At 45.0% G+C, this 21424-nt stretch carries 15 protein-coding genes; 8 read left to right on the top strand and 7 right to left on the bottom strand.

Annotation, left to right across the window (positions count from 1 at the left end):
* Positions 1 to 313 precede the first annotated feature (313 nt).
* Together M1L62_RS24055 and M1L62_RS24060 are read right to left on the bottom strand one after the other, a co-directional pair.
* Positions 314 to 5746, bottom strand: coding sequence for a T9SS type A sorting domain-containing protein (locus M1L62_RS24055; protein ID WP_254562195.1), 5433 nt, complete (start codon positions 5744 to 5746; stop codon positions 314 to 316).
* A 344-nt stretch (positions 5747 to 6090) separates the two neighbouring features.
* Positions 6091 to 7104: a YncE family protein gene (locus M1L62_RS24060; RefSeq protein WP_254562196.1), complete on the bottom strand. Its 1014-nt coding sequence runs from the start codon at positions 7102 to 7104 to the stop codon at positions 6091 to 6093.
* Positions 7105 to 7540: 436 nt separating this feature from the next.
* Here M1L62_RS24060 and M1L62_RS24065 point away from each other — a divergent pair, with 436 nt between their 5' ends.
* Entirely contained in the window at positions 7541 to 8131 is a 591-nt protein-coding gene (locus tag M1L62_RS24065; protein WP_254562197.1) for a TetR/AcrR family transcriptional regulator, read from the top strand.
* Positions 8132 to 8181: 50 nt separating this feature from the next.
* Here the strand turns inward: M1L62_RS24065 and M1L62_RS24070 are convergent, their stop codons facing one another.
* Positions 8182 to 8652 carry a GNAT family N-acetyltransferase gene (locus M1L62_RS24070; RefSeq protein WP_254562198.1) on the bottom strand — a complete coding sequence of 157 codons (471 nt, stop codon included), beginning with the start codon at positions 8650 to 8652 and terminating at the stop codon, positions 8182 to 8184.
* A gap of 428 nt (positions 8653 to 9080) precedes the next feature.
* Here M1L62_RS24070 and fabV point away from each other — a divergent pair, with 428 nt between their 5' ends.
* Complete coding sequence (fabV, locus tag M1L62_RS24075) at positions 9081 to 10271, top strand: enoyl-ACP reductase FabV (RefSeq protein WP_254562199.1); 1191 nt, start codon at positions 9081 to 9083, stop codon at positions 10269 to 10271.
* An 88-nt stretch (positions 10272 to 10359) separates the two neighbouring features.
* On the opposite strand, the gene M1L62_RS24080 is transcribed toward fabV, so the two are convergent.
* Both M1L62_RS24080 and M1L62_RS24085 read right to left on the bottom strand, forming a co-directional pair.
* Positions 10360 to 11274, bottom strand: coding sequence for a helix-turn-helix domain-containing protein (locus M1L62_RS24080; RefSeq protein WP_254562200.1), 915 nt, complete (start codon positions 11272 to 11274; stop codon positions 10360 to 10362).
* A gap of 69 nt (positions 11275 to 11343) precedes the next feature.
* Positions 11344 to 12084 (bottom strand): SDR family oxidoreductase, encoded by a 741-nt coding sequence (locus M1L62_RS24085; RefSeq protein WP_254562201.1) that lies wholly within the window; start codon positions 12082 to 12084, stop codon positions 11344 to 11346.
* A gap of 462 nt (positions 12085 to 12546) precedes the next feature.
* Here M1L62_RS24085 and M1L62_RS24090 point away from each other — a divergent pair, with 462 nt between their 5' ends.
* The 3 genes from M1L62_RS24090 (at position 12547) to M1L62_RS24100 (ending at position 15907) form a co-directional block, all read left to right on the top strand.
* On the top strand, positions 12547 to 13683 hold the full coding sequence (locus M1L62_RS24090; RefSeq protein ID WP_254562202.1) for a glycoside hydrolase family 88/105 protein: 1137 nt from the start codon (positions 12547 to 12549) through the stop codon (positions 13681 to 13683).
* 53 nt (positions 13684 to 13736) lie between these two features.
* Positions 13737 to 14999 (top strand): DUF2264 domain-containing protein, encoded by a 1263-nt coding sequence (locus M1L62_RS24095; protein ID WP_254562203.1) that lies wholly within the window; start codon positions 13737 to 13739, stop codon positions 14997 to 14999.
* Between the two features lie 74 nt (positions 15000 to 15073).
* Positions 15074 to 15907, top strand: coding sequence for an SMP-30/gluconolactonase/LRE family protein (locus M1L62_RS24100; RefSeq protein ID WP_254562204.1), 834 nt, complete (start codon positions 15074 to 15076; stop codon positions 15905 to 15907).
* Between the two features lie 104 nt (positions 15908 to 16011).
* On the opposite strand, the gene M1L62_RS24105 is transcribed toward M1L62_RS24100, so the two are convergent.
* On the bottom strand, positions 16012 to 17268 hold the full coding sequence (locus M1L62_RS24105) for an MFS transporter (RefSeq protein ID WP_254562205.1): 1257 nt from the start codon (positions 17266 to 17268) through the stop codon (positions 16012 to 16014).
* Positions 17269 to 17521: 253 nt separating this feature from the next.
* Here M1L62_RS24105 and M1L62_RS24110 point away from each other — a divergent pair, with 253 nt between their 5' ends.
* Positions 17522 to 17917: a carboxypeptidase-like regulatory domain-containing protein gene (locus tag M1L62_RS24110; RefSeq protein WP_254562206.1), complete on the top strand. Its 396-nt coding sequence runs from the start codon at positions 17522 to 17524 to the stop codon at positions 17915 to 17917.
* An 88-nt stretch (positions 17918 to 18005) separates the two neighbouring features.
* Here the strand turns inward: M1L62_RS24110 and M1L62_RS24115 are convergent, their stop codons facing one another.
* A complete protein-coding gene (locus M1L62_RS24115) occupies positions 18006 to 19118 on the bottom strand; it encodes an alkene reductase (RefSeq protein ID WP_254562207.1) in 1113 nt (370 codons plus the stop codon).
* A gap of 84 nt (positions 19119 to 19202) precedes the next feature.
* Between M1L62_RS24115 and M1L62_RS24120 the strand changes: the two genes are divergently transcribed.
* On the top strand, positions 19203 to 20066 hold the full coding sequence (locus tag M1L62_RS24120; RefSeq protein WP_254562208.1) for a helix-turn-helix domain-containing protein: 864 nt from the start codon (positions 19203 to 19205) through the stop codon (positions 20064 to 20066).
* A gap of 273 nt (positions 20067 to 20339) precedes the next feature.
* Positions 20340 to 21380 carry an SDR family NAD(P)-dependent oxidoreductase gene (locus M1L62_RS24125; RefSeq protein WP_254562209.1) on the top strand — a complete coding sequence of 347 codons (1041 nt, stop codon included), beginning with the start codon at positions 20340 to 20342 and terminating at the stop codon, positions 21378 to 21380.
* Positions 21381 to 21424: the final 44 nt, after the last annotated feature.

A 21424-nucleotide genomic window follows, 5' to 3' on the forward strand; every position in this document is an offset into this window, starting at 1 on the left:
TGCTATTTAAATTTCGTTGATGGATAGAGATTTGGGTGCGCTTTTGAGCGTATAAAACGCAAATTGCCCGGCAATTCCTTACAGTCACTTTCAGATTCTCGATGAGATTCGAATCTCATCGATATAAAAATGCCGCTTCTGTATCAGGAGTGGCATTTTTTATACGTGGAACGCAAACTAAAATTCATCACAGAATGGGCTTTCTGAATCTGAATCCAAGGCAAAGATTAGCTTCCGGAAAGACTGTGTAAACAAAACAGATGCAGCCTCCCGAGAAAAAAGCTGCACCTGTTGGCGATCGAAGTTGTGTTATTTAATCCAGCAGAATCTTTTTTGTCACAGTTCCCTGATCGGTCCGGATACGGACCAGCAGTATACCAGCGGGTATTCCTGACAGGTTTAAACCGGATTTACTGGATGACATTAAGATTCTTCCCGACAGATCGAAAATTGTCGCGAGTTCAAGGTTGTCTGCGGTTTGAATCTGCATGTTTCGGTTTGCATCTACCCAGACGGTTACTTCGTTGGTCGGAAGGTCAAACCGGATACCGACAATGCGGGAATATTCGGTTTTTCCATCAAAATCGATTTGCCGCAGACGATAATAGTTGATGCCGTTTCCGGGTGTTTCGTCGCGGAAAATATAGTCGTGGTTTTGGGAGGTCGTGGCATTTCCATCGATAAAACCGATATCTGACCAACGCATCGCATCATTGCTCCGCTGGACGAAAAATCCTTTGTTATTGGTTTCTGAGGTGGTGCGCCATTGAAGTTCGGCTGCCGTACCATGGGCTTTGACATTAAATGTGACCAGGGTAACGGGTAGGGGAGAGATGGCTGTAAGTGTCACAGCGTTGGCAGTGTATCCCACTTCCCAGCTGGATGGAAGGCCTGTTACTGTGCTGAATGTGCCTGATATTCCCTGTGCACTCAGGATCGTGATTTTATCCCCCTGAGTCCAGCTGTAACCCACTGATACGTTTAGTGTACCACCCAGCGTGGCGGTTCCGTTAACAATAATCTGGTCGAAGTTGACACCTGGAGTACCAGTTCCGTTTACTTCGATGTCAACGATACCCTTGCTGAAATCTTCGCTATCGTCGAAAGTCATCTGGCCGGGTGAATTGCCGGGTGAGATCTTGCCGCCATTGCTTACGAAACGAGCCGCCGAAATATTACTTTTTCCTTTGATTTGCCCACCCGTGTCGTTGCTAAGAGTGCCGGTCCCATCGGAAGATAGTATGGACGGCACCGTGGTGGATGCGCCTATGTTCATTACACCGGTATTGGTAAATGTACGACTGTCGGCCACAATAGCGCTGGTCACCCGATCAATGTTTATTTGCCCTCCTGCATTATTAAAACCCCTGAGGGCGTAGATACCGAAGGAGATCGTATTTCCCGGAGACAACGCCCCAATTGTAATAGCCCCCTGGTTGGTAAAGGCGGTTCCGTTCTCGCTAATGGCAAGGATTGTAACGCGGTCAATAAACAGCCGTCCATTTGAAGTATTGGTAAATGTCCCGTAATTGGTAATACCATAGGAACCGCTGGCTGCGTTCGCACCTATTCTTATATCGCCGGTATTGGAGAATACACCGGAATTATTGGAGAGAGCCGTAGATTTAGTTTGATCAATCTGAATTTTACCACCCGTATGGTTATTAAATGTCGCTTCATTTCTGATACCGAATCCACCCACTGCTGCAACGGATCCGATACTGATTGTACCATGATTGTCCAGCGATCCCTTGTTTAATAAAGCGTGGGATACGGAACCGTTTAGTGTCAAGCTACCGGTCGGGCTGATGGTCAATTGGCCATCGGTTTGGACGGCGATGCTGTTGGCTACGGCATTCGGTGTATTAATCACGGGCTTGTTGCTTACATTTGGAATAAGCGCATGTACACCCGTAGCGGGCACGCCTGCTGTCCAGTTACCTATTGTGTTCCAATCGGTATTAATTGCACCTGTCCAGGCCGTTTGATGCGTGTAAACCAACGATACTGTGGTACTGGAATACTCGACTGACCAGTTTTCGGGTAGCCCTGTGATCGTGGCAAAGTTGCCGATAATAAGTTGGGAAGTTAGAACAGGGATTCGGTCACCAGCGTGCCCAGTGTAATTAATGTTTAGCGCCAGCGTTCCACTCAGTGTTAATACGCCTTTAAATTCGATCTGGTCGTAGTCGACACCGGCTGTACCCGCGCCATTCACATCAAGTGAAACAGTGCTGTTTTTTAGCTCATGCGAGCCTGTAAAAGTCATCTTACCGTTCGGAAAACCAGGGGACAATTTGCCGAAGTCACTTTTGAAAAGTTGGGAGGAAATAGTACCCGAAGCCCTGAATTCACTGCCGTAATAATTGTAGAATCCGCTATACGTGCCTCCCTGTATCAGATTCACAAGATTGCCGGAAGCACCCATCACGGTAAGACCCCGGTTTGTAAGGCTACTTACCGAAAGGTAAAAGCCTGTTTGAACCCGATCAATATTGATCGTTCCTGCCCCCCTGTTGGACAGCGAGGTTTGATCGAGGTACATGCCATGAGTAATTGTATTACCGCCATTTTGAGCACCAATGCTTATGACGCCTGCGTCATTTATAAAACTGGAATTTTTTCCATATATCCCTGCGTTTGCAACCCGGTCAATATTGATCCGGCTGCCCGCAAGATTTTCAAAGTTAGCTTCATTGGTAATTCCGTATTCTCCCGTAGAAGCGGTAGCTCCGATATTGATGGTACCCGCATTGTAAAAATTATCGGCTGTATTAAGAATGCCCTGGACGGTTGTATGGTCAATGTTGATTTTTGCACCCGTATTATTATAAAATTTACCAGCATTGCTGATACCGGTGTAAGAGGCCAATGTAGCGCCTATTGTGATGGTTCCGTTGTTTTGTAGCTGACCATCATTTTGGATACCGGGCGAATAAGCTTTGTTAAGTGTCAGGACCCCTGTACTGGTTATGGTTAGGACAGCGCCTGCAGAGACAATAACCGAACCCGCGATGGCTGTGCTCGTGCTGATCGTCGGGTCATTGTTCACGTCCGGGATAATCGCAATAGCAGACTCGGTCGGAAGGCCATTTGTCCAGTTGCCAGGGGTGTTCCAATTCGTATTCACCGCTCCGGTCCATGTTGTCTTCCCACTTGCATAATAGTGAAGAATCATTGCGTTGTTTTCATACAGCATTTGCCAGCCGGCCGGAAGAGCGCTGATGGAAGTGAATGAACCAGCCAATGTTCCTGCTTTCACAATGGTTATCCGGTCACCTGTTTGGGGTGAATAGTTGAACGTTAGATTGAGCTGGCCGTTGAGTGTCGCCGTTGCTGTGGCTTCTATTTGGTCGTGGTCAACAACCCCATTGATATCCATTGGTATTACTGCGGTGGAATTTAGTGCCAGATTTCCCTCAACCGTTATTTTACCAATCGGTACACCTGGCTCAATCGTGCCCCCCGCATTGGCACGGAACTGGTTCAGGGTTATCAATCCGCTTCCCTTCAACAAACCGTCCGGCAAGTTTGTGAAACTTCCTAAGCCGCCTGATAATAACACCGGCACATTTGTGGAGCTGCCAATAATAATCTTGGCTGAGCTTCTGCTCGTCCCCGATGCCAAATAAATGGCCGTATTTACTCTGTCAATGTTGATCGTTCCTTTGGCAAACTCAATCTGTGAGCTTCCGTAGACTCCGTAATTCATAGTGTTTCCGCCAGATACTGCACCAATGATAATATCGCCATAGTTGAGAATTGTACCTATCTGATGGTTAAATGCTGTATTTGTCACACGATCAATACGAAGTTTACTACCTATTTCACTCGTGAACCGACCATAACAGATAATACCGTCAATACCCGCAGGTGCATTTTCTCCGATCACAATTTCCCCCTCATTATACAAATCAGTATCGATCCCAATGTAGATGGCTGAGATCGTTGTGCGGTCAATGAGGACCGAACCGGTCGGCAGATTTTTGAAAGTACCTGCGTTATCCAGACCGTACAGCGGCGTTCCTGAGCTGTTACCTATACGAATAAGTCCACCGTTATTAAAAGTACCTGAGTTAAATAAAGCAGAACCAAACACGGCAGCCCGATTGATAAGTAGTCCCGAACCAGCATTGTTGTTAAAGGTTCCTTCATTGCGGACCGCAGTCAGGTTAATGTCCCCGGTCAAACCTACAACAATATCTCCGTTGTTATTTAGGGTTCCTTTATTGATCAGCCCATACTCGAAGGATTTGTCAATCGTCAATTTACGGGACGCATTAATGGTAAGCGTGGCGCCGGTTTGCACGGTTAAAGACAGTGCGAGCCCATTCCCTGCACTAATAATAGGACTTCGGGCAACATTTGGCACAAACACCTCTGACCTGTCGCCGGGTATACCGCTCGACCAGTTTCCCGCTTTATGCCAGTCTGCATCAACGGCCCCGGTCCAAGTTGTTTGTCCAAGCTGGCCGAAAGAAAGTATCACCTGGGTGGCCGTGTAGGTCAGGTCCCAGCCGGTGGGCAGACCGGTTACTGTTGCAAAAGTTCCCGAGATAGCCGAAGCGGTAAGGAGAATGACACGGTCACCAGGCGTAGGTGTGTGGGTAACGGACAAGGCCAGTGTTCCTCCGAGGAAAGCATTTTTTTCGACAATAATCTGGTCATAAGCAACACCTGCGGTTCCTGTGCTGTTGACGTCCATCCTTAATATCCCTATGCCGAAATATATATTGAATGAAGGAAAATTCAAGCGACCGCCGGCTCCAGCGGTTGTGCCCGGTGAGATAGTTCCGCCAGAATCCTCGTAACGCCCCTGCATATTTCCTGAGGCTTCAAATATTCCACCAGGATTATTTACGAGTCGCCCCGGTGAAACAGTGCCCTTAATGATGGCGGACGGAGTAGCAACAGCCGTTAATTTGCCGATTGTTATTGTTCCTGAATTGATAAGATTGTACCCCTGACTAAACAAAAGACCGGTATTCACGCGGTCTATGTTGATACGTGCACCGGCTCGGTTTGTTATTTCAGATAATATTTCGAAAGCTTCTTTTATCGTATTCCCTGTGGCAATGCTGCCAATGGTAATTTCTCCAAGGTTGTCTAATTTGATCATGGATATGGCAGTATTACTGACACGGTCGATGTAAATCTTGCCGGTTGCGGAGTTGGTTACTTTTCCACGGGGGCCTATTCCGACAGATCCAGCGCCTGTATTTTTTCCAATGTTGATAGTTCCCTGATTCAGGAGCTCACCTGCATCCGAACTAAGTATGGCAAAACTCTCATCCCCGGTCACTCTGTCTATATTCAGGACAGAGCCCGTATTATTATTGAAAATACTGTTATTTACCAATCCATATGTACCCACTGTTGAGGTATTCCCGATTGTGATTGTTCCGTTATTCTGGACGGTACCGTCATTCGCCATGGCCTGCACAGCGGATCCGTTCATCGACAAAGATGCACCTGTATTAATCGTGAGCAATGCACCAGTCTGTATCGTTACAGATTTGGCTATTGCGCCGGCTACGCTGATTACGGGGTCATTGGTAACATTGGGTATGATTGCTTCAACAGAAGCAGTAGGTATGCCTGCTGTCCAGTTGGCAGCATTGCTCCAGACTGTATTGACCGTCCCGGTCCAGGTAGTTTGTGCATACAGTTTGCCGTTGGTTCCCCAAAATATAAGGGACAACAGGACAAACAAACGTTGAATAATTTGTGGTAGTTTTCGAATCATGGAATTGAAAGATTAGGGATTCAAATTTGTTGTTTAGCTGCTACTGGATTTGTTGGACAATAACCAGATTTCCCGCAGCGGTTGTGCAACGGATACCCGGGAGGGCTTCTAAGATCATTTTATCAGGATCGGTCAGCTTCATAACGGTGCCGAAAATGGATGAGAATTGCAGGAAATGCAAAAAAAAGGGACGAACACGCCCCTAAAGGGATGAACCACGCAAACTTTGGGAAAAATGCATAGAAAGGCGGCCGCCTGGAAAGCGGGTGACCGGATGTACCTGTCGTGTTAACCACCGTTTTGGGCTGGCGGACGTGTACAACCTGACCCCTATTAAATCAATGTTACTTCACTAAAACGGCTGTGATGCCATCAGGTCTGCCGATATCAATCCGTTTGATTTCCTTTCGCGTAACCAAATCGATTACGACGACCTTATTGTTCGGAGTACATGAAATGAACATCCGGTTGCTTTCCCCATCCATAAAAATACCGGCTCCCTGTCCGATCTTGTCCTTTTGTTCGAGGATATGCGTTACCTTGTTGTAGTATAACAGGTCCCCGGTTTTCACACTGACCACACAGACCGTCTTTCCATCGGGTGTTATCTTTAAGCGGTGCAGCCCTTCGGTTTGGGTATTGATTTCTGCCTTTACTTCTTTTTTGATAAGGTCAACAATGACGATTTTTCCGTCAGGTCTTGCCGTCCAAAGTTCCTGCCTGTCTGAGGATACGTCGAATCCTTCGCTGCCTGGGCCGACATTGACCAGGGTTTGGCGCCATTCGAGCCGTGGCGAGGTATTGACCGGCAGCACGCCGGTTGGCGGCATATAAGGAGGTAAATTTTTCTTTTCGAAAATACTTACCGTGCCGGATTCCACATTGGTGGTATAAAAACTGTTGCCATCTGCATTGACGTGGAGCAGGTGAGTGAAGTCCTGTCCTGTCCCGAAAACCTGGGCAATTTTATTCTCCCGGGTGTCAAACACAGCCACACTTTTTGAGCCCTGTGCGGTGAACCAGAGCTTCTCGTTGAGATAAACCAGTCCGTGGGGGATGTAAAAAGGTTTGGTATCAATCACATTCCGGGGTTTCATTGTTTTTAAGTTAACAACATCGATCTCATGCCCATTGCCGTTCATAAGCGGGTGCGAGATGTAGGCAAGCGAACCGTCGGGTGTTGTCACGATTTCATGTGGATCCTCGCTAACAGAAACTTTTGTGATGATGTCAAGGGACTTATAGTCGAGCGCGACCAGCTTTTTTTCAGCCTTGGATAATACCAAAACGTACCTGAAAGTCTGTCCAAGGGATAAATGCGAGAGAATAAGCCCGGCAAAAAGAACAATATACTTCATTTCGATCATCTAAATTTACATGCAAATAGCTACGAAAACGCCTGATGGTTTCAAATTGGTATGTTTTCCTGATCGTTATCGGTAATAACTTTTTATAAGTAAATTAAAAGTTGCAAAAATGCCAGTTGAACCTGAAATTCTGTATCCGGAACCGATTTTCAGTACAGCGTAAAAGTAGGATGGAATGTACTGAGCCGCCGGATCTTTTAGTTTTGAAGATCCGGCGGCCGTCAGTTTTTGCTCTGTTTTTGTTTGATGGCAGTTCATACCGGTATCTGCTGAATTAATATGCGACCCACACCAAACCTCGTCTTTTAAAGGACCCCATTTTTAATGGTAATGTAGTTTGGCACATATTTAAAATACTTTTTTATTGAAAGCAGCAATTGGCACGCTTTTCTCCGTAAGTAAAAGAAACCACTAATTTATAATCAGAATGAGAGAATTGGTCTTTAAACAACGTGACCGAAAACGTACAGAGACAAAAATATTGTTAGCAGTTAAAGAGGTTATCGAACAACATGGTTTAGAGAAAGTGGGGGTGAATCTGGTGGCTGATACTTCTGGTTTTAATAAGGCATTAATCTATCGTTATTTTGGAGACATTAATGGCCTCGTTGAAGAGTACATCCGGTTTTTTATTGAAACTGCAAGCTATTTTAAAGAGACAGAATCGGAGCCCGATTATTTGCGTGAAACGTTGAAGGTCAGCTTGCTGCGAATGCTTGCCGATTTGCGAACCGACAGACATTTATGTCTTTTGATAAAATGGGAAGCTATTTATGGTAAATCGGCACTTCGTACCGCTTACTCGCAAAAGTTTGAACAGATCATTAAAAAATCAGAAAACTTACCAGCCGATATAGATATCCGGGCTTTGGTTGCAATGCTTTGTTCCGGAATTTATTACCTGGCCTTTACAGAGGGCTCGCCTGGAACCATCCTGGATCTGGACCTGTCGGGTGAGGAGGATTGGGAACGTGTTGAAAATGTGATTAAGATGTCTTTGGATAAGTTGCTGAGTTGACTCTGTATCTGCATATCGCTTAACACTTAAAAGGGTTTCTGCATTCTTCGTTATAACCTTTTTAACATCCTGAAATTGATCAGTTCAACGTCATTTCGCGCTACCTCTTGCGCTTGAATTAATTGATATCCCCGATTTTCAAAAAATGGCTTTGCCGTTATGCTGGAATGCGTGTATATCTCGGTAAGTCCTGATTTTCGGGCTTCATTTTCGATGTGGTCTAGTAAAGCCGAAGCGATACCCTGTCCCTGGAAATCTTTGTGAACAAAAAGTCTGTCTAGGTAACCTGTGGGTGTTACATCGGAAAATCCGACGACTTTATCACCGATCCAGGCAACATAACAATCGTTGCTGTTCATAGACTGTTTCCATGATTTGAGCCTGGATGTTCTGTCGTTCTCGGATGCCCAGGCATCCACCTGCTGTTGCGTGTAGTCCTTTGTATTGACTGAATGAACAGTCTGATAAAATAACGTTACAATTTCTTCGATGTCAGAGATTTGAAACTTCCTGATTTTCATTTTTTTTGAATTTTTCCAAATGTCAATATTAATGAACTTGTCATAGACAACTGACGTCCGTATTATGTACTAAGTATTTGTTTGCCGACGATGATTAGACAGAGTTCTTATTTTGAACTAAGATAGGCAGGCTTGTATTGGCAAGAGAAATAACTTATTGAAAGGTTCAAGATTTAATTCTGACCTTAGCGATACGCGCAGCAAATTTCGGGGGTTTGATCGCTCGCCCGACTATTGAAAAACAGTTCGATAAATAAATGATTTTGTTAAGACGTTTTTGTTTCAGCATTATTTGTCTTCATTACAACCATAAAAAAAACACCAAATTTCCCCACCCCCAATGATTTTCTGCAAAATGTGAAAGTTTCAAAAAGGTAATGGGGTATATTTGCGGCTTCGCTGCAATTATAACAGACAAAAAAGATCATATGATAATAGAACCGAGAATGAGAGGGTTTATATGTTTGACTTCACATCCAAAGGGTTGTGAACAAAACGTTTTAAATCAAATTGACTTTGTTAAATCCAACGGACACGTCGAAGGTCCTAAAAATGTGCTGGTTATCGGGGCTTCAACGGGCTTCGGTCTTGCTTCAAGAATAACAAGCGCGTTCGGTTCGAATGCTTCTACGATAGGTGTCTTTTTTGAAAAAGCGCCTCAGGAGGGAAAAACAGCTTCTCCGGGCTGGTACAACAGCGCCGCTTTCCAGCAGGAAGCAAAAAAAGCAGGGCTATACGCAAAGAGTATCAACGGTGATGCTTTTTCAAATGAGATTAAAACAAAAACGATTGATCTCATTAAATCTGACCTGGGAAAGGTGGATCTGGTTATTTACAGTCTGGCCTCGCCGGTAAGGACGCACCCTGTTACAGGTGTGACGCACCGCTCGGTATTGAAGCCGATTGGAGATACTTTTACCAGCAAAACGGTCGATTTTCATTCAGGTGTGGTTTCCAATATTACCATTGAGCCCTGCACCGAAGAAGATATCAAAAATACTGTGGCGGTTATGGGTGGCGAAGACTGGGAAATGTGGATTGACGCACTGGCCGCGGCAGACGCTTTATCAGAAAACGCTACTACGATTGCCTATTCTTATATCGGCCCTTCATTGACCGAGGCTGTTTACCGCAAGGGAACCATCGGCAAGGCAAAAAATGACCTGGAAGCTACGGCATTTAAAATTGCCGATAAGCTAAAAGGCATTGGCGGCGAGGCTTATGTTTCGGTAAATAAAGCTTTGGTAACGCAGGCAAGTTCTGCTATTCCGGTCATTCCGCTTTACATTTCATTGCTGTACAAAACAATGAAAGAAAAGGGAATTCATGAAGGTTGTATCGAGCAGATCTATCGTTTGTTTAAAGACAGACTTTTTGCACAGGAAACGATCCCGACGGACGAAGAGGGACGTGTAAGAATTGACGATTGGGAAATGCGCGAAGATGTACAGGAAACTGTGGCAAAATTGTGGTTACAGGCAACAACAGAAACACTTCCGGAAATCGGAGACTTAAAAGGATACAAACAGGAATTCCTGAATTTGTTCGGGTTTGGTTTTGAAGGGGTGGATTATCTGGCGGATGTGAATGAGGTTGTAGCCATTGAAGGTCTGCAATAAGATCAATTAGAAATACTGAAAAGTCCCGATGGCGTTAAACCCACCGGGACTTTTTGTTTGCCCGGTTATAAAAAACAAATGTATTTTGTCAATTAAAAGACTGCCTGAATTCGATCGGCGACATTTCTGTTTTTTGCCTGAAAAGTTTATTAAACGACTGCGGATGTTCAAATCCCAGGTCGTAAGCAATTTCAGCAATGGTCCGGTTGCTGTTGCTTAAAATGTTTTTAGCCCGGTCGATCAGGTGATTATGAATATGCTGTTGTGCACTTTGTCCGGTGAGTGATTTCAACATATCGGTTAAGTATCGGGGCGAAAGATGAAGATGGTCGGAAACTTCCCGAACCGATGGCAGTCCGTTTATCAGGGATTTTTCCGTAAACCTGTCGGATAGGTATGCATTCATTTTGTCGATCATATCATTGTGGACAGACTTTCGGGTAATGAACTGCCTGTTGTAGTAACGATTGCTATAATTGAGCAGCAGCTCAATCTGGGATATCAAAACATCCTGACTAAACAGGTCTATGTTGTTATCAAGTTCTTTGGCGATGGAGTCGAACAGGGAAGCGATTACGGTTTTTTCTTTTTCTGACAGGAACAATGCTTCGGAAACAGCATAAGAGAAGAAACCATATTTTTGAATCATAGCACCCAGAGGATAACCTCTGATCAGATCAGGGTGAAAAAAGAGGGAATATCCCTCATATCCATCCGGATTATCCGACATCGTTACAATCTGATTCGGTGCAAGAAACGCCATTCCGCCTTCTTCAAAGTCGTAATAACCCTGACCATATTTTACCTGACCGGTGAATGCTGTTTTAAATGATATTTTGTAAAAATCAAGTGAAAATTTATTTCCTGCGTCGGTAAGCGGCACTTTTACATCCTTATAGTGTATCAGTGCCACAAGCGGATGAAGCGGTTTTGGTTGTTCCAGGCGCCGCATCAATCCGGATATGCTGTTGAAAGTATGGAGCTCTGAAGTTACCTTTTTCATACGGGTAATCCTTTTAAGAATGTTTAGTACATACAGGGGTGACCCTGGCTGCCTGTGTAAAGTTACGAACTAATCCTGAGCGGTTGGCCGAATCACGATGTCGCCAATATCAACATGCGCGGGCTGTCCAATCGCAAAGGCAATGGCGCTCGCAACGGCTTCGGGCTGAATAGCCAGGGTCTCCATTTTTTTAACAATGGTATCTCTTATTCCGACGTTTTTCAGGCCATTTACAAATTCCGTTTGAACAATACCCGGCGATATGCCCGTTACACGCCATTGGCCGTTGGATTCCTGACGCAAGGCTTCACTGATCGTCCTGACGGCATTTTTTGTGCCTGCATATACGCCTTGCATGGGCACGATCTTGATTCCGGACGTAGAAATAATGTTGATGATATGTCCAGAGCCTTGTTGCCGGAAAACAGGTATAGCAGCGGCTATGCCATACAAAGTCCCTTTGAGATTGGTGTCAATCATCTCTTCCCAGCCTTCAATATCCAGATCCTCAATAAGGGAGAGCTGACTCGTTCCGGCGTTATTGACGATCACATCAAGCCTGCCAAACTGGTCGCAGGCAAGTTTTACGAGGTTATTCAGGTCATCCCGACGGGTGACGTCGGTGGCGGTGTAAACTACCTGTCCTCCATGCTGAGTAATCCGTGCCGCTAGTTCTTCAAGCCGATCCGTTCGCCGTGCACCCAATACTACTTTTGCGCCTTTTTCTGCCAGCATAAGTGCAGTGGCCATGCCTATGCCACTGCTTGCGCCGGTAATGGCGACTACTTTTCCTTCAATTTCGCTTCTCATGCAATCTGTTTATGATTTTTATGAGGCAAAATTCCGATTGAATGAAGATAAAAATGTAGCCAAAATCACAAACGATGTAGCCGGAATCGCGAGCTAAGGAGTTATTATTTAAGAGATGGAGGTATCTGATTTAAAGGGAGCTAATTTTCTCAGATATCAATTTGTTTGTAGTGCTTTATCTTAGTTGCAATTTGCGATGTATAATTTTATACATGGTTACATTTCTATATTAGAGCTAAAATATCTTCCGTATTTCGTTTCAGCCGACTTACATTAAAGCCTGTACATGGAAAAAAAGACCTTTATTTTTATGGCTGATCAGTGGAATCCGAAAGACCTGGAAGACAGTCGTTATATTTGGCTGCTGGTAGAATTTGAAAAAAAACTGCCCGCTGATGTATGTTCTAAAATCAGTTTTAATATAACCTGTTTCAAAAAATAGTTATAATGCTTCTAAAAGATATGAAGATAATCAAGTACTTTTTTGCTTTGACTCTTCTGGTCAGTGCGCATGTACATGCCCAGAAACGACCTGTTGCCAGCGAGGTTTTGCAAACCATTCAAAAAGTGAATGAGCATTGGCAGGCAACCCATCCAAAACATGAAAGGGCATTTTGGGATAATGCAGCTTACCATACCGGCAACATGGAAGCGTATTTTTTGACGAAAAAAGAATCGTATCGTCAGTATTCGGAGGCGTGGGCGGAACAGAATCTGTGGATGGGTGCAAAATCAGACAACAAGACGAACTGGAAATACAGCTATGGAGAGTCGGACGACTATGTGCTTTTTGGTGACTGGCAGATTTGCTTCCAAACCTACATCGACCTGAATAATCTGAAACCGGAATCCCGCAAAATAGCCAGGGCGATAGAAGTGATGGAGTACGAAATGAGTACACCAAACAAAGATTACTGGTGGTGGTCGGACGGATTGTACATGGTAATGCCGGTGATGACAAAACTTTATAGAGCAACCGGAAACAAACAATATCTTGAAAAATTGTACGAATATTTCACCTACGCCAACAGCATCATGTACGATGTGGAAGAGGGGCTTTATTACCGGGATGCCAAATATGTTTATCCAAAACATAAAAGTACCAACGGGAAAAAAGATTTTTGGGCGAGGGGCGACGGCTGGGTTTTTGCTGCTTTGGCCAAAGTGCTGAAAGACCTACCAACTGATGACCCGCACCGTGAGGAATATGTATCCAAGTACAAGAAAATGGCTGAGAGTATTATAAAAATCCAGCAAAAGGAAGGTTACTGGACGCGGAGTATGCTGGATGCTGAACACGCGCCGGGACCTGAAACGAGTGGCACCGCATTTTTTACCTATGGGTTGTTATGGGGAATTAACAACGGATATTTGAAAGAAAAAACATATCTCCCGGCAGTCCAGGAAGCCTGGACATATCTTTCCACGGTTGCGTTACAGTCTGATGGAGCCGTTGGATATGTGCAGCCAATTGGTGAAAAAGCAATTCCGGGACAGGTTGTCAATGCGAAGTCCACCACTAATTTTGGTGTTGGGGCGTTTTTGCTGGCCGGTTGTGAGATGTACCGCTATCTGGACAAAAAGGGAAACCGTAAATAACGGTTCTTGTCTATATAATTTTACGAATATCATTGTCTGATTGAGCAATACGAATGGTGAATAAAAAGTTGATCTTAAAACGGATTTTAGTAGTTGGTGCATTCTTTTTTGTAACAACCGGCACCCATTACGCACAGAAAAAAGCGGCATTCAGGAAAGCAGAGCCGGTGAGCGACCGGAAATTCTGGCTCATGGAAATGGACAAAATGGCCAGACCGGTGATTTATAGTCTGGCGCAGGACAGCCTTCGTATTGTCATGCCGCGGGTTACTTCCAAACGCGCCGACAATAAGGAACAGCGGATTCAGGTGCAGTATCTTGAAGTGCTTGGGCGGGTTTTAAGTGGCATAGCACCCTGGCTGCAAGGAGAGGGTGGAACACCTGAGGAGGTAGCTTTGCGCGATCAATACCGGGTTTGGGTCCTTAAAGGACTTTCTAATGCCCTGGATTCGACGAAGAAAGATTACATGCGTTTTGATCTGGGTGGACAGCAGCTGGTGGATGCGTCGTTTCTGGCAACGGCCTTTATCAGAGCTCCGTGGCTTTGGGAGCATATGAATCCGACCGACCAGGAGAGAATGGTAGCCGCGCTGAAAAGCACGCGTCGTTACAAACCTGTATTTTCGAACTGGCTGCTTTTTTCGGCTATGACAGAAGCATTTTTTAGCAAATACGGCTACGAGTGGGACCCGATGCGGATTGATTACGCGCTCCAACAACTCGAACAATGGTACGTCGGCGACGGCATGTACAAAGACGGAACCACTTACGCTTTTGATTATTACAACAGTTACGTTATTCACCCGTACCTGGCCACCATCGTGACGGTGATTGGTAAAAAGACCAACGCCTATAATGGTATGATTGCAAAAATTAAACAGAGAAATGAGCGGTACGCCGTCATTCAGGAGCGCCTGATCAATGCGGATGGCACTTTTCCTGCCACGGGTCGTTCGATCATTTATCGTGGGGCTGCCTTTCACCATTTGGCAGATATGGCCTGGCGGAAAGTTTTGCCGGATCAGTTAAAACCCGGTCAGGTCCGGTCGGCGCTGACGGCCGTGATACGAAAAACATTGGAAAGTCCTTCAACCTATGAAAAAGGGTGGCTTACTTTGGGCTTATACGGCTCACAGCCCGATCTGGCTGATGTTTATAACAATCAGGGGAGTCCGTATCTTAGTACCAGTATCTTTTTGCCGCTTGGCTTGCCCGACGAAGATCCGTTTTGGGCAGAGCCTGCCATGAAGTGGAGTGCGCAAAAAATATGGAGCGGAGAGGATTTTCCCAATGATCATGGTGTTGATTTGCGGTGAGTATGTATTAGCAATACTAGCCCTTATGATTGTTTATATACAAATAGTTAACAGTAACATTTAAAAGGTATAAAATGAAAGCAACCCTGCTCACGCTTTTATTAATGACAAATGCTTTTGGGACTTTTTGCCAATCGTTGGTCCACAAATGGACTACCGATACATTATTTCTAAAACCGGAATCAGCGGTGTATGACGAGAAAAGGGAAATCATTTATATATCGAATGTCCATGGCGAATTTCTGGCACGGGATGGCAATGGATTTATTTCGACAATAAAACCCAATGGTGAAATTGATGTGTTGAAATGGGTTTCCGGGCTGGATAATCCTCAGGGAATGGGCTTACATAAAGGAAAGCTTTACGTAGCGGATATTGATCGGGTTGTAAAAATTGATGTAGGGAAAGCAAAAATCGAAAAGATCTTTAAGATTGACGGTGCGATTTTTCTGAATGATATTTCGATTGACAAAAATGGAGATGTGTATATATCGGACTGCCGGACGAACAAAATCCATAGGATCGTTAATGATCAGATAGAAACCTGGCTGACAGATCCGTTGCTTTTGATTCCGAATGGATTGTTATGCCACGATGATAAGGTATTTATCCTCAACATGAAAAATGGTATCGTGTACGTGGCTGATAAAAGCACGAGGAAATTAACGGAATTTTGTACCGGGATAAAAGATTGTGACGGAATTGTCAGCGATGGAAAAGATGGATATTTCGTTTCAGGAGCGTGGCAAGGAACAATTTACCATCTGGATTCAAAGGGAGCCAAAAAGCAGGTGCTGGATTTGGAGAAGCAGAAAATAATAACTGCTGATATCACATATATTGTCAGGAAAAAACTACTCATAATTCCGACACTGGATAAAACTGTGATGTCTTATCAGTGGGATTAGCTTTGTAACCAGCCCAAAGAGAATGTGCCATTCCAGCGTTATAGCTTAAAATGGGGGCTGGGTGCTGTCGTTTTTCCACTTTTTTAATATATAAATGCTGAATATCAATGCGCTTCGCCGGTTTCAAAAGTGATTCTTTTGGTAGAATCGATTTTTAGCCATAATAGCGCCCCAAAAACAAGAAGAATCGATAAAAGGATAACCGGTGCGTGATAGTTATTTCCAAAGGCAGTTACGAGATACCCGAATCCGATGGTATTAACTGTGCTGCCGACCAGCCCTGCGGAGTTCATAGCGCCGGTGATGGTGCCCGCGTGTTTTCCTCCGATGTCCATGGCGGTTGACCAGGAAGCAGGAATTGTAAAATCCATTAACCCCAAGCCGGCTGACAGTAAAACGGTAGCGGTTGTGTTATCCTTTACAAACACTGAAATCAGCATGAAAACTCCTGAAAGTCCCAATCCGGTAAGTGCGACGATGGCCCGGCCCCACCTGGGTCCGATGCGTTTTACAAGATAATCGCACACAAATCCGCCGGAAAGGCAGCCAACAGCGCCCAGAACAAAGGAAAAGGAAGTGATGAAGGACATGTCTTCGTCATTTAATCCGCGTCCTTTTTGCAAATAAGTGGGCAGCCAGCCCTGAAAGAAAAATGCTCCGGAGGCATAGCAAAAATACATGCCCATGAGCAGCAGCAAATTGCGGTTTTTGAAAATAGACCAGGAGAATTTATGATTTCCTTCCGGCAGGTTCCGGTTTTTAAGAATGTTATCAAGTTCTTTTTCCGAGATTCCCTTCATCTGTGAAGGCTCTTCCTTGAACCAGAATTTCCAGAAAATCACCCAGACAATCCCCAGAATTCCCAGAAAGAAAAAGCTTGCCCGCCATCCAAATTGATTCTGGATCGGTATGACCAGAAAGGGAGTTAAAGCACCGCCAACTCTGCTGGCTGACCATATCCAGGCCTGTCCGCGTGCCCGTTCAATAGAAGGAAACCATTTTGAAAGTACAATGGAAGAGTTGGGATAAGCGCCTGCTTCCCCGATCCCGAAAAGAAAACGGGTGATCAACAGCATACCAAAACCTGTTGCAAAGCCGGTAAGTACCGTGAAAACCGACCACCAGAGCACTACCCGTATCAACACTTTTTTTGCTCCCAGCCGGTCTCCCATCAAACCTGTTGGGATTTCAAATCCGCCATAAGCCAACGCGAAAATTCCCAGAACCCATCCGAGCTGCTCTTTACTAAGTCCGAGGTCGGTCATAATCCGTGGACTGGCCACGCTAATGGCAATACGATCCAGAAAAGTAATGACGGATAAAAGCGAAAGGGCAAAGAGAACCTGGTAGCGTTTTTTCATGAAACAAGACTGAGAGGGAAATTTCGCCGCAAGTTAACAGAAAAATCAGTCGGGAAACAAGACGGGTTTTCTAAATCAATTTATATCGAAACTGGAATGAATGATGTATTGTAGCGGTACATAGGTAAACTGCATTTGAGAAAGTGTGCTGTATATTTTTAAAAGTCAATAAATTTATACATATTTAAGTAATAATATAATATTTTCAATTTCGTTTCTTAGTTGTCTTTTGCCTTTAAACCATAAAAGTCGAATGATAAAAGGCGTATGGATGATCCGGGGACTGTTGCTGCTTTTAGGAAGTAGTTTTGCAGACAGTTCATTTTGCCAGGTTTTTACGGGAAGAGTAATCGACTACGAAAAAGCCGCCGGCCTGCCCAACGCGAATATCAGCGTGCGGGGGAAAAGCGTTGGTGGTATTACAGATCGGGATGGCAATTTTTCCGTTAACATATCCAGAGCCAGTCTTACCGATTCGATCGTGATCAGCCACCTGGGTTATGAATCCGTGACGATACCAACGAGGCGGGTGACCTCGAAATTTTACAACATAACACTTTCTCCGATTTCCTATCAGCTTGATGAATTTATCGCACTGGGCAAACGCAGGTTGGGCATCCCGGGAAATAAGCTGCACAGGCAGCGGTGAACCAGCGTGTTAAAAGAAAAATCGACCGGCAATGTATTCACAACAACAAAGCCGGGCGAGTAGTCAGAAAATAAGATTCAGTGCTCCATCACACGGTAAGACAGGAAGTATTCTGCGCCTCATACAATGCGGGATAGTCGATATACCCTTTATCTCCTCCTTCATAAAATGTGTTTTTATCACCAATGGCGAGCGGTGCGCCTTGGCGAAATCTTTCGACGAGATCAGGATTGGCTATAAATGGACGACCATATGCGATCATATCGGCTAGCCCGGTCTGTAAAATCGCCTCGCCTGAATCTGCCGTATAACCTCCGGAGAGGATTACTAAATTCGAAAAACGATTTCTGACATCCCGAATATGTTCCTCAGGAATCGGCGGGAAGCCATTGGTTGACTGATCCGAAAGATGGATGTACAGGATGCCGAGTTGTTCCATAGCATCGGTAATGTATTGGTGCGTGGACTTTTCTTCGGCATATAATGGCAGGTCATTCAGACCTGCAAAAGGGGAAAGCCGAATTCCCGTTCTGTCTTTACCAATGGCATCCGCGACGCCTTTCATAATTTCAAGCAGAAAACGGCTCCGATTTATCATATTTCCGCCATACTCGTCGGTTCGCTGGTTGGTATACGGATTGAGAAATTGTTCGGGAAGAAAGCCATGTGCACCATGTATTTCCACTCCGTCAAAGCCAATTTCTACCGCACTGATCGCAGCGTTGATATGAGCATTGATAAGTTCCTGAACGCCAGTCGTTGTAAGTACCTCTGGCTGGGGCATAGGCAAATGCAGGTCTCCGGGTGTACGAACGGTGCCGGCTGCTTTTACAGCAGAAGGCGCTACCAGACCCGTTCCGCCCTGATTCAACGGATGCCCGATACGACCGGAATGGACCAGCTGGACAAAAATCTTTCCCTTTCTTTCATGAACCTCGTTGACGACTTTTTTCCAGGCATTTTTTTGTTCGTTGCTGTAAATCCCGGGGGCGTGGAGATATCCGATACCATTGGGTGCAACAGCGCTGTTTTCGGCGATGATCAAACCGGCTCCGGCCCGTTGCCCGTAATAAATCGGGGCAGAAGCACCGGGTGTCGCATCAATTGCCCTGCGTCTGCTCATGGGAGCCATCACCACGCGGTTTTGAAAAGTGATTGCTTTTGATATTAAAGGTGTTAACAGTTTTTTAGTCAAATTCATGATCGTTTTTTTGCTTCAAAATTACCGGCTTAACCGGTGGCGCAACAGTGATAAAGACGGGTTTCTTTTGTAGTTTTACAGGTTATGAAGCACAAACAATTACACCAACCTTTTGAACTCTATGTCTCCGACATGGCCTGTTGGCGTGAGCGGCCGTTGGTTTATCATTTTTTTGAAATCGTGCAGGTTTTGGAAGGAGAGGGCACCAGAATTGTGAATCGCAACCGGTTTCCGTATAAAAAAGGCAGCATATTTTTGTTTACACCGCTCGATTGCCGGGGTTTTGACATCACCAATGTTACGCGTTTTTGTTCGATCCGGTTTTCGGAAATTTTCCTCGGCCAATGCCGGAGTACTGAAGACCGCGAGCGAATTACGCTTCGGCTTAAACAGCTTGAACATATATTTTATCATCATAACCGATTTCAGGAATTGCTGATCAAAAGTCCGGGTGATTGTCAGATGATTTCCACGTTGATTGCCAGTATGATCGGCGAATACCAACAAAAGCAATCGTATCACGAAGAGAATTTGCAGCATTTCGTAACGCTGATCCTGAATGTACTGGCGCGCAACGTGTCTGACAGTGCCGGCACCACGGCGACGGGAATGGATTCGGAGCCGTTGATTAATAAACTCTTGCTGCATGTCCGTCAGCATATCAACGAGTCTGAAAAGTTAAGAATTGATTATCTGGCCGGTCACTTTAATCTTTCTGCCAATTATGTGGGCGAGTATTTTCGAAAATTCACGGGAGAAAGTCTTCAGCAATATATCACGCAGTACAAAATAAAACTGGTGCAGCAACGCCTGGCTCATAGTTCGCTGACCGTAAGCCAGATTGCCGAGGAACTTGGCTTTACGGATGAAAGCCATTTGAGCAGACAATTCCGGAAACACAGCGGTGTCAGTCCGGTTGAATACAGGAAGAATATCAGAACGGTTTGACTGTCAACGGTAAAGTTTTGGTTTGCAGCGAAGTTTTACGGAAAGTACTTACAGGGAAACTTGCCTTTTGGGTTCGGGTACAATTATTGTACGCTCCGCTGAAAACAAACTTTACTCAACATGAAAAGATTAAGAAATAAGCATTTTATAAGCCAGTTGTGCGATGTGATTAGCCCGCCTGATCAGCGTGAGATAAGTCCGGGTGATACCAGTAAAATTTAGTAAAGTGCTGTTTAATAGTATGATAAATAAATTTTCATAAAACATCTGATCATGAAAGATTCAACGCCTACAGTGCCTTTTATCTCCCGGAAAACTGCCGTTGCGGCGGCTTTGGGAGTCGGATTATTTGCTTTGGGGAAAACGATTTATGACGAAATGACCAGGTATGATCTCAAAGGCAAAGTTGTGCTTATCACCGGCGGTTCACGTGGGCTGGGGTTGGCAATGGCGAGATTGTTGGCTGCAAAAGGTGCTAAACTGGTGATCTGTGCAAGAAATACAGAACAGCTTGAAAATGCCCGGATGGAACTTTTGGAGCAGGGCGCAGAGGTTTTAGCTATCGAGGCGGATGTAAGCAATCAGGGCGAAGTGAACAGGATGGTGCAAAGGGCGATCAACCGTTTCGGACAGCTGGACGTGCTGATCAACAATGCCGGCATTATGATGGTTGGTGCCGAGGATGTGATGAATGTGGAGGAATATAAAAAGGTGATGGATACGAATTTGTGGTCGGCACTGTATACGATAAAAGCGGCCATTCCGCAGTTTTTAAGTCAGAAAGGCGGACGCATTGTCAATATTTGTTCAATAGGAGGCAAAATTGCAGTGCCGCATATGCTGCCTTACAGCGTAAGCAAATTTGCAATGGTAGGACTTTCAGAAGGGTTGGGCGCGGAATTAAAAAAGGATAATATTCAGGTAACCACTGTTATTCCCAACCTCATGCGGACGGGGAGCCCCAGAAATGTTTGGATCAAAGGTGATCACCAGGCAGAGTATGAGTGGTTTAAGCTGGCCGATTCACTTCCGTTTCTTTCTCAGGATGCTGACGAGGCTGCAAAAGCGGTGATTCAGGCTCTGGAGTATGGCAACAATGAGGTGATTCTTACCCAAACGGCGAAGGTGATGGTTGCACTTAAGGGGTTGATGCCGGGAAGTATGAGCTCAGTTTTACAGTTGGTAAACCGGTTTCTTCCCAAAAGCGGAAACGATCATCAGATCAGGCGGGGCTGGGAGAGCGAAACAAAATTGTCCAACGGCTGGCTTGCTTCGCTTACCAATGAGGCCGCTTATAAATTCAACGAAGTTTGAGTCAAATGATTACTGAATCAAAAATCCCTGACAGATGTATCGGT

It is taken from the genome of Dyadobacter diqingensis (assembly GCF_024220585.1).
Classification (GTDB): Bacteria; Bacteroidota; Bacteroidia; order Cytophagales; family Spirosomataceae; genus Dyadobacter; species Dyadobacter diqingensis.

Excerpts from the sequence above, each read along its gene's own strand:
- M1L62_RS24055 (WP_254562195.1), bottom strand. The coding sequence starts at position 5,746 with ATGATTCGAAAACTACCACAAATTATTCAACGTTTGTTTGTCCTGTTG.
- M1L62_RS24060 (WP_254562196.1), bottom strand. The coding sequence starts at position 7,104 with ATGAAGTATATTGTTCTTTTTGCCGGGCTTATTCTCTCGCATTTATCC.
- M1L62_RS24065 (WP_254562197.1), top strand. The coding sequence starts at position 7,541 with ATGAGAGAATTGGTCTTTAAACAACGTGACCGAAAACGTACAGAGACA.
- M1L62_RS24070 (WP_254562198.1), bottom strand. The coding sequence starts at position 8,652 with ATGAAAATCAGGAAGTTTCAAATCTCTGACATCGAAGAAATTGTAACG.
- fabV (WP_254562199.1), top strand. The coding sequence starts at position 9,081 with ATGATAATAGAACCGAGAATGAGAGGGTTTATATGTTTGACTTCACAT.
- M1L62_RS24080 (WP_254562200.1), bottom strand. The coding sequence starts at position 11,274 with ATGAAAAAGGTAACTTCAGAGCTCCATACTTTCAACAGCATATCCGGA.
- M1L62_RS24085 (WP_254562201.1), bottom strand. The coding sequence starts at position 12,084 with ATGAGAAGCGAAATTGAAGGAAAAGTAGTCGCCATTACCGGCGCAAGC.
- M1L62_RS24090 (WP_254562202.1), top strand. The coding sequence starts at position 12,547 with ATGAAGATAATCAAGTACTTTTTTGCTTTGACTCTTCTGGTCAGTGCG.
- M1L62_RS24095 (WP_254562203.1), top strand. The coding sequence starts at position 13,737 with ATGGTGAATAAAAAGTTGATCTTAAAACGGATTTTAGTAGTTGGTGCA.
- M1L62_RS24100 (WP_254562204.1), top strand. The coding sequence starts at position 15,074 with ATGAAAGCAACCCTGCTCACGCTTTTATTAATGACAAATGCTTTTGGG.
- M1L62_RS24105 (WP_254562205.1), bottom strand. The coding sequence starts at position 17,268 with ATGAAAAAACGCTACCAGGTTCTCTTTGCCCTTTCGCTTTTATCCGTC.
- M1L62_RS24110 (WP_254562206.1), top strand. The coding sequence starts at position 17,522 with ATGATAAAAGGCGTATGGATGATCCGGGGACTGTTGCTGCTTTTAGGA.
- M1L62_RS24115 (WP_254562207.1), bottom strand. The coding sequence starts at position 19,118 with ATGAATTTGACTAAAAAACTGTTAACACCTTTAATATCAAAAGCAATC.
- M1L62_RS24120 (WP_254562208.1), top strand. The coding sequence starts at position 19,203 with ATGAAGCACAAACAATTACACCAACCTTTTGAACTCTATGTCTCCGAC.
- M1L62_RS24125 (WP_254562209.1), top strand. The coding sequence starts at position 20,340 with ATGAAAGATTCAACGCCTACAGTGCCTTTTATCTCCCGGAAAACTGCC.